Source organism: Globicatella sp. HMSC072A10, from assembly GCF_001811625.1.
In the GTDB taxonomy this organism is placed as follows: Bacteria; Bacillota; Bacilli; order Lactobacillales; family Aerococcaceae; genus Globicatella; species Globicatella sanguinis.
This window is the reverse complement of sequence record NZ_KV805767.1, coordinates 1-8,678: the sequence shown is the minus strand read 5'-3', so window position 1 is coordinate 8,678 and position 8,678 is coordinate 1. Positions and strand designations below refer to the sequence as shown.

At 34.9% G+C, this 8,678-nt stretch carries 4 protein-coding genes; all 4 read right to left on the bottom strand.

Annotated elements, in window-relative coordinates:
- Window positions 1-178 precede the first annotated feature (178 nt).
- The 4 genes from HMPREF2811_RS07805 to HMPREF2811_RS07790 all read right to left on the bottom strand — a co-directional run bounded on the left by HMPREF2811_RS07805 (window position 179) and on the right by HMPREF2811_RS07790 (window position 8,236).
- On the bottom strand, window positions 179-1,042 hold the full coding sequence (locus tag HMPREF2811_RS07805) for a class C sortase (RefSeq protein ID WP_168164965.1): 864 nt from the start codon (window positions 1,040-1,042) through the stop codon (window positions 179-181).
- A 25-nt stretch (window positions 1,043-1,067) separates the two neighbouring features.
- Window positions 1,068-2,258 carry an MSCRAMM family protein gene (locus HMPREF2811_RS07800; RefSeq protein ID WP_071408849.1) on the bottom strand — a complete coding sequence of 397 codons (1,191 nt, stop codon included), beginning with the start codon at window positions 2,256-2,258 and terminating at the stop codon, window positions 1,068-1,070.
- 119 nt (window positions 2,259-2,377) lie between these two features.
- Complete coding sequence (locus tag HMPREF2811_RS07795) at window positions 2,378-3,862, bottom strand: SpaH/EbpB family LPXTG-anchored major pilin (protein WP_071408848.1); 1,485 nt, start codon at window positions 3,860-3,862, stop codon at window positions 2,378-2,380.
- A 60-nt stretch (window positions 3,863-3,922) separates the two neighbouring features.
- On the bottom strand, window positions 3,923-8,236 hold the full coding sequence (locus tag HMPREF2811_RS07790; RefSeq protein WP_141749286.1) for a SpaA isopeptide-forming pilin-related protein: 4,314 nt from the start codon (window positions 8,234-8,236) through the stop codon (window positions 3,923-3,925).
- Window positions 8,237-8,678: the final 442 nt, after the last annotated feature.

The window sequence follows — 8,678 nt, the reverse complement described above, 5'->3', positions numbered from 1 at the left end:
TTATTTATGCTACGTATTACGGGAACTTAGGTTATAATTATAGAATAAAAGTACTTATTTATACTATTATATCACAATTTTAATAGTTTTACGCCTTGTTATTAGCAAATATTTTTACCCATACAAAGCTAAAAAGAGCTATTACCAATAAATTAATTGGTTTATAGCTCTTTAATTTTTAGTTATTTTTATTTCTTTTTCGTCGTTTTAAAAATCCTAATAAATTGAGGAATAACACGAAAATTAAAATACCTAGCGTAATATAAAACAGTATTCGATATCGATTATTAATTCGATGTTCTTGAACTTGTTTTTCAGCAATTGCTTGATCATATGGTACTCGATGGCCACGCACTATTAATCGATGTGAGTTTATCATATAAGGCGTACAGGTTAAGAGCGTCATATAATCATGACCGGGTTCTATCTTCAATTGCTCGACTTCAGTAGGTTCAATGACTAAAATCTTATCGACTTGGTAGGCAATGGTTTCTTTAACATTTTTATAATAGAAATAATCCCCTTCTGCCAGTTTATCTAAATCTGTAAAGAGGCGTGCATTCGGCAAGCCACGATGGGCAGTCAATACCGCATGAGTATTATTGCCTCCGACTGGTAAAGAAGAACCTTCTAAATGTCCTACGCCTTTTTGGAGGACTGTTTCAGAGGTGCCAGCAAATACAGGCAATTCTGCCGATATTTTTGGAATGGTCAAGTTTCCCATCTGTTCATGAATTTCCAACATACTAGCATATTCTTTACGACCAGCTTCTATTTCTTCTTGACTATAAGGATCTTCCACTTGAGTTGGTCCTTCGCTTCTTCCGTAATATAATCCGGCATTAAAAGCATTAGCCAAATAAATGCGCTGGTCAATTTCTTCATCCGTTAATTTTTCAGCTTCTTTTTCAAAGTAATTTACTTCTACTTGAGAGGCTTGATAATATAGGTACTGACTAACGAAAGGGAAAGCTAAGACACTTGCTCCAATAAGAAATAGCAACACAAATACGAATAAGACGAAAGGATTTTTCTTTTTCATTGATTTAATAGAATTGCTCAATTATTTATTTTCCTTTCTTTCGTAATAATAAAAGGCCAAAGCCTAATATCAAGATTGCTATTACCGATAAAATTCTATTCGTTGCTTCACCAGTCTCTGGTAAGAATTTATTCGGTTTGTTTGGTTTTTCCGGAATTGTTGTTTCATTGGGTTCACGGTGATTTAAGATGACCATTACAGTTTTGTTATAAAAACTTTCAGCCGTTATTTCAAAGGGAATAGGTTCTGTTGACAAATGATATCGTTCGCCATCTAAAATGGGTGCTTCGATTTCGACCAACTGATACTTGCCATAAGGTAAATTTTGTACTTCGAAATACCCATTCTCTGCTGATTGTACTGTGTAAGGCTTTGAATCGATACGATACGTTTGATATTGATAATCAACCCATTGTTGAACTTCAAATACAGCCCCTACTAGTCCAACTGTTGGGTCTTTTGCGTCCACTTTTCTAAAATGATAACCGCCTAACTCAACTGCTTCATTATAGACAACTAATTCTGTTGTTTCTAAACTATTTACCGTCACTTTTATGGTAGCTGCCAACGGACGATACCCGGTGAGTGGTTTTATTTCTTTCAGTTCATACTGACCCGCTGGAAGATATTCAAGATAAATTTCGCCTTTTTCATCTGTTTGTAAAAGTGAAGAACCTTTTCCATCAGTAGTGAATTTTCCCGAATTGAATAAAAGAGGGGTCAGTCCATTTTGATAATAGAGTTCAAATCCTACATCAGCTAAAGGTTGCCCTGCTTGATTTTGCTTTATAATTTTTAGCGATCCATTCATTTGGGTACTTTTAGGATTGATCCGTTGATGGTTACTTGGTAATTCAGCAAAAAAAGGTTGGATATTTTCATTAAATTGATTTTTTGATAGTGCTCGGACATAATAAATGCCTGCTGGGAGTGAGATTTCAGTATAGCCTTGGCTATTAGTCTTATCGGTATCGTAATGCGATGGAAATAATGCATCTAATTCAGCTAAGCTAAAATTATTCATTAATTCTTGTTGATCAAGATAGGATAAATCGTCGACTTGCCATAATGTATAATGAATATCTGCTATTGGATTATCACTATCATGAATGATTAATTGGTAACTTTCAGCAGCCTCAACCTGAGGAAAACTTATCCATGACATGATGATTACTACTACTGTTAACAATATTGTTCCTATATCACGATGGTTCATCGAATCCCTCCTTTTTCTTACTTAATAACTTTCCTTTCTTAAATCGACAAATGGTTTGTCAATTTAAGGAAGGAAGCGAAAATAAATTCGCTTCTGTTTCTTTTACTACGCTACTTTAATTAAGCAAATTTTTTGTAACCTAAGACTGCTAATACCATCACAATTAAACCAATGACTACAAAGATAATCGACCCGATACCACCAGTATTTGGAATATTCGGCTGGCTATTGTTATTGATGATTGAACCTTCCGGTTTGGCATGTAGCTCAACGTCATTTTGTTCATATGAGTCTTTATTAACAGTGAATGGTAATCCCTTTCTTAAATCTGCTGGAATCACATAACCTGCTGGTGCTGTTGTTTCAATAATATAATATGTCATTGATGCTTCTTCTAATGTTTCTGACGTCGCACCGAAATCGAGACCTTTCACTTCAAATGTACCTTCAGCTGATGACGTTAATTTAGTTGCTGAATCTTGGTCTTCTACCCAAGTAATTTTTCCCTTATCATCTTGCGACATGAATTTACCGTCAGTATTTTTGATGACAAATTCAGCACCTTCTAAAGCTTTATTAGCAACTGGGTCTTGTTTTTTGAATTTTTTACCCCCCGTATAAACAACAGGGTCATTTTCTACTTCTTTTGTTATTTCACTTGAACCATCACGTTTATATGTTAGTTTTGCATCGTTTGGTAAATTAGTCCCTATCTCAGCATCTTTCGTAATCACTGCTTCGTAACGTAAGTACACAGTTTTACCAGCATTCTTTTTTAAAGTTGCAATTTGACTAGTTAAGTCAAAGGTTGCTGTTTGTCTTTCAACTGATGATGTAATCGAAACGGGTGTTCCACCTTGAACTGTTGCCGTATCTGTTGTGCCTGTTGCTGCAATATAAGCTTGCACATTGATTGGATTCACAAAATTAAGGCCGTCTGATAAAGTATCCGTAAAAGTAAAGCTTGTTAATTCCCCAGCCGGAATTTTAGCTTGAATCCAGTAAGTAATCGTATCACCAACCGCAAATCCGTCACTTTTAGCTTCTAAATTGGTAACCGTTTTGTCAATACTTGAAGAAGTAGTATTCTTTGGATATAAGTAAACTTCACTACGACGAGTACCCTCTTCATTCATTAAAGGCAAACCTAAAGCAAAATCCGTTGCTACATAACCTTCAACCCCTAAAGTAGGTGCTACATCACGGTTTTCTGTAATCCAATAATAACCGTCCTCTAGTTCTAAGGATGCTAAACCATTATCTTTAGTAGTAACAGTTTGCTTTGATGTTTTAGGTTCCAGTTTCAAGTCTGTATTCTTAACCCATGCTTTATATTCTTCTTGGGTGATTGGATAAATATCAAATTGAGCGCCGTTAATATAAGAAGCGCCTTCGCCAAATTTATCTTGGATGTTCAATTGTGAACCATCGTGTGTTTTTGATTTTAATGATTTTTCTTCTGACACAACTTTTATAATGTTTACAGTCGTTGAATTTTTTGTATTTTCGGTATCTTCTGCGTTTGCTACTATTGGTGTAAAGACATTCATGACTAGTGTTAAAACTAAGAATAACAATGCTTTTAAATTTTGTTTTTTCTCCATATTAAATCCTCTTTCTTTTTTTATCGTCCTTAAAACATTACAACTAAAAATATCTTAAACTTACTCTCCCCTCTCCGTTTTATTAAGATATCGATGCCCTAAGCATATCGAGAATATCATCAATAAGGAGCCTACTGTCGTATACAGAAGTATTCCTGATCCACCCGTATTAGGAATTTGGGTAGGCAGATAATTTTTAACATAATAATGATTATGGTTCGATGTATCTCGTTCAACAAAATTGCTATTATTTGAGAGTAATTTTGTCACTACTCGCTTAGTCGCTCCATCATATACGACTTCTATATCAAATGGCTGTTTTATTAATTGATAGCCATTGGGGGCTTTTATTTCAGTTATCCGATACCTACCTAAAGGTAACTTCGAGATGGTAATTTGCCCATTGGTGGTGATGTCGATGTTCTGTTTAAAGTCTTTTGTTTCTATACCTAAATTATTAATCGAAACAATTTGGAACTGGGCTTCATTTAAGCGATTCGCTTTATTAATAGGTTTTGAACCATCTATTTTGATTAGCGTCAATTCACCAACTAACTTTTCATTGAGTACATCACCATTAGCGTCCAACATCGTATTTTCAATATTGGTCATTACTAAACTTTGGCCATCTTCTGTTATTTGAATGTCAAAAGTCATCGGATTTTCAATTATACGGTAGCCGTCAGGTGCTTTAGTTTCGGTTAATTGATAAGAACCGACTACTAATTCTGAGAATTTCACCACACCAGTGGCATCAGTTGTTATCACTTGCTTATAGTCGTTATCATCAGTTCTAATGAGTGTAAATTCAGCCTTAGCCAACGGTTTTGAACTGCCCTTCTCTTTCTTAGTAAAACTCCACTCATAAGTAAGAGGTTTATTGTAGACAATCGTTTGCGAATTCTCCGTTACCCATAAGGCATTCGTAATATTTTTCATTTCTAAACCAGAATTGTCAGATTTCACGACGATATCAAAAATCATCGCTTGTGCTGGTTTAGTATAACCATTAGGTGCCTTAGTCTCGGTTAAGATATAAGTTCCAACTGTTAAATCCTTAAAATTGACAGAGCCATCGGCTGCGGAAACCACTACTTGCTTAAAGTTAGTATCATCCTTTTTAGTTAAAGTGAATTCCGCATTCGGTAAAACTTTTTTGCTGTTTTGATCTTTCTTAATAAAATTGATATTAAATGTAAACGGATCGTTATAGACCACGTTTTCTTCGTTTACAAGATCAATGAAATTATTGCTCAAATAATCAATACTTAAACCAGAATTGTCAGATTTCACTTTGACATCAAAAGTCATCGCTGTTTCATTGCGTTTATAACCTGGCGGAGCCTTCGTTTCAATTAAAGTATATTTACCTACAGTTAAGTCTGAAAATTCAACTTTCCCATTATCGTCTGACTGAACCGTTCGCTTAAAACTCGAATCATTTTCTTTGGTTAATTGAAATTCAGCACCTGTTAGAACCTTCCCATTCAATCTATCTTTTTTAATAAATGAAAGATTGGTTTTATGAGGGACATTTTTTACATCAAAATTAAAATCTAAATTGTGCCATTCGTAACCACTTCCATACGGATTCGGTAGTTTAGTATAGGTGTAACCTTCTGAATGATTCGGTAATCGATTAAATCGATCAATTAAAAAGGAGACCTTTCCAGTTGATGGATCTTTCTTTACTTGAATTTTATAACCATCACCACTTAGTTGATAGCCGATGGGAGATTTCGTCTCGAATAACCAATAGGTACCATTTTCTTTAAGTATATCCCTAATAACTGCATATCCTCCTAATGTTGAAATTGACATAATCGGATTACCAGGAATATTTTTTGATCCATCATGACTATAAAGAGTAAATGTTGCAGGTGACGAGGTAATACTCTTTCCTCCTTCATCAAGCTTACGAATGTTCATCGGATAATAAACGGTTCCTTCACCAGATGAAGAGTTCCCCACCGGAACATATCCATTAGAAACTTCATTAGATTGGTAGGGGCTTACTGAACCAGGTGTGTGATTATATCCCGCTGTTAATACTGAGCCAATGCCAACTGAGGAAGCTCCAGGATTTTCTGTATGATTAAACACTACAACATAGCGTTCACCACGATAAAGCATAGAATTCCACCAACGACCGATAGAGGTCCACATCTGGAGATTATAGCCACCATCATCACGTTTTACTTTTGTTACTTTGTTGGAAATTTCTTCCCAACCAGATGTATTTGGTCTAAAATTTGACGGTAAATCACCATACCCATCTGGTACTTTATAAATTTTGATAGAATTAGAATCAACTGTCATATTGGTTGCTTTAATCATTAATGTAGGTTGACCTAAACTCAATTGATTTTGATTCACATAAATGGTACTGGTATAAGTTGCTGGTTTCGTCTCAACATTAATGGAGTCGGTGGTCATTTGAATATCTTTGCTTTTATTCCAACCATAATCAAACGCCATCGATTCCGAATGGGTCTCTCCAGCAAAATTAATGCTAACCGGTGAAAAAACGCCATCTCCTTTATGATTAGCGTATAACTGCGTGAATTTCCATTGAAAATTACCTGTTATATCTTTTAAGTTAGAGACAACATCCGTTAATTCGTATTTTGCTGTATTGGTTGTTGGATCATACACGCCATTAGCAATAATAGTACCATTAGCCGCATATAAAGGTGGAACCGACCTTGGTACATTAAGTCCACCTGGAACAATCATATCGCCAAAATTAAGTGTAAAATAATCTCCAGGTTTAACATCATTTTCAATGGTATAACTTCCTGACACCACCACATTGTCACCCGATGTCAACCAGACCAAATTTTCGTTCCCATTACGAACTGTAGTTGATTTTAAATCTAAATTCTTAAAGGTAATGGAACTATCTACCGCTCTAGGTACCAATTGATTAGCAAATTGCGACATTCTGGAAAATAGACTCCCTTTAGCGGGATCAATTACCGTTAATTCAATTTCGTAAATTGATTCAGTACCATCTTCATTCAGAACTTTAAACGCTCCCTTACTAGTTCCAATTGTCGTAGTATCAGGTTCCGTTATCCATTCAAAGTGAATAGTGTTAGGTAAATCATAATAATTTAAAATAAACGTTTCAAATCCGATAATACTGTCTTTTTCAACTTCCATTCCTTGGTTTAGTTGTAATAATTCTGCTTGAGTAGTTGTCTCTTCTACAATCCTCGTCAATTCTTCATTGGCCTTTTCAGTTGACTCCTCAATCAGATTATCTTTTGTCTCTTCGTTCGTCATTTCGGTTATTAATTCAGTGGTCTGATTGCTTTCGCTAGTAGCGTCGGCTTCTGAAAGTGTGGTGGTATCTGATATTGCTGTGACTTCAAAAGTGGCATCTTCTGAAGAACTCACAGCGCTTTCTTCCTCTATCGTTGATTCCGTCTGAGTCTCGGTCGCTAATTCTGTCGTTGTATTTTCTGACTTTTCTATCGTCACTCGTTTTTCAACTGTGTAAGCTTGCCTCACTCCACCAGAATAAACGGTATTAGTAGCTTTAACATGATAACTCTCTTGAATATTATTTAAAACACTGGTCGTTATTGATATTTGTGTGTTATTTAAACTTGTCGGAACAAAAACTTGCGCAACTGTTTGTTCACTATTCACATAAGCAAGCTGCCACATTTTTTCTTTATTGACATCATAAGGATCTTTGGGTTGAGTCAAACTTTCTGGATTGACAATACTTTCATCCCATACCGGCACTACAGGCTCTACCGGTGGTAATGATACTCCTGGTGATCCGCCACCAGAAACGGGTGATTCTGAAATAACAGGTTCTGATTCTTCAGTCCCTGTTGTTTCCGTTACAGGTTCTACATATTGAGTCGTCTGGGCTGCCTCATATTCCGCTAAATCTTGTAAATACTGTTCGTATTCCAATTGATAAGCTTGAACGGCTTGATCATATTGAGCAACAGCTGCATTATAAGTTTCTACAACATGGTTATAATCTTTTAAATCTAAAAGATACTGTTCCTTCTCTTTTAAGTATTGATGATATTGATTTATTTTCCGAGTATATTGTTCAAAATTATTTGTCGTCGGAAGTTTAATTAAATTCCCATTGGCATCAATTAATTTAATGACACTAATTTTTTCAGTGTTTTTTGGCAATGTCAGTTCTACAAACTGATCTTCCACCGCTAAACCATTGGCATTAATTGATAAGACCCAATTAGGCTCTCGGTTTGGGTAGTGCTCTACTGCGAGCATGTTAGTCGATTCTTGCGCACTCGCAATCAAAACATTATTAAGAGTGGAGAACAGATGAGTCATTATTAAGATGAGTGCCATAATCTTTCTGAATATATTGTTGTTCACTGGACATCTCCCTTTTATATTAATATCGAAATATTTAGCAATGAAAATAACTGGCCAAAATGATTCTATCTAACTTTTACATCAATTCCACATACGATTCTTAGGTTTATAATCATTTTTAATTCTAATTAACTATACCAGAAATATTTTTCTACGAATAAAACGTCCCAAATTTTAGACATTTTCTAAATTAAATACTTCATAATACATTAATATGACATTACTCACTATGATTTTGTTACTATATAAAAAAATTACCTCAATTGTTTCTGTAACTGAGGAAAGTTACGTTCAACAAATTGGGTAATCTTATTGTAGAATTTATAGTATACTGATGAATACACATAAAAATGGTTCATTGATGTATATTCAATTTGCTATAGTATCCAATTTAAACTTTCATAACAAAAAGGGAGTGGGCAAGAAGTAGAAAATTAAATAA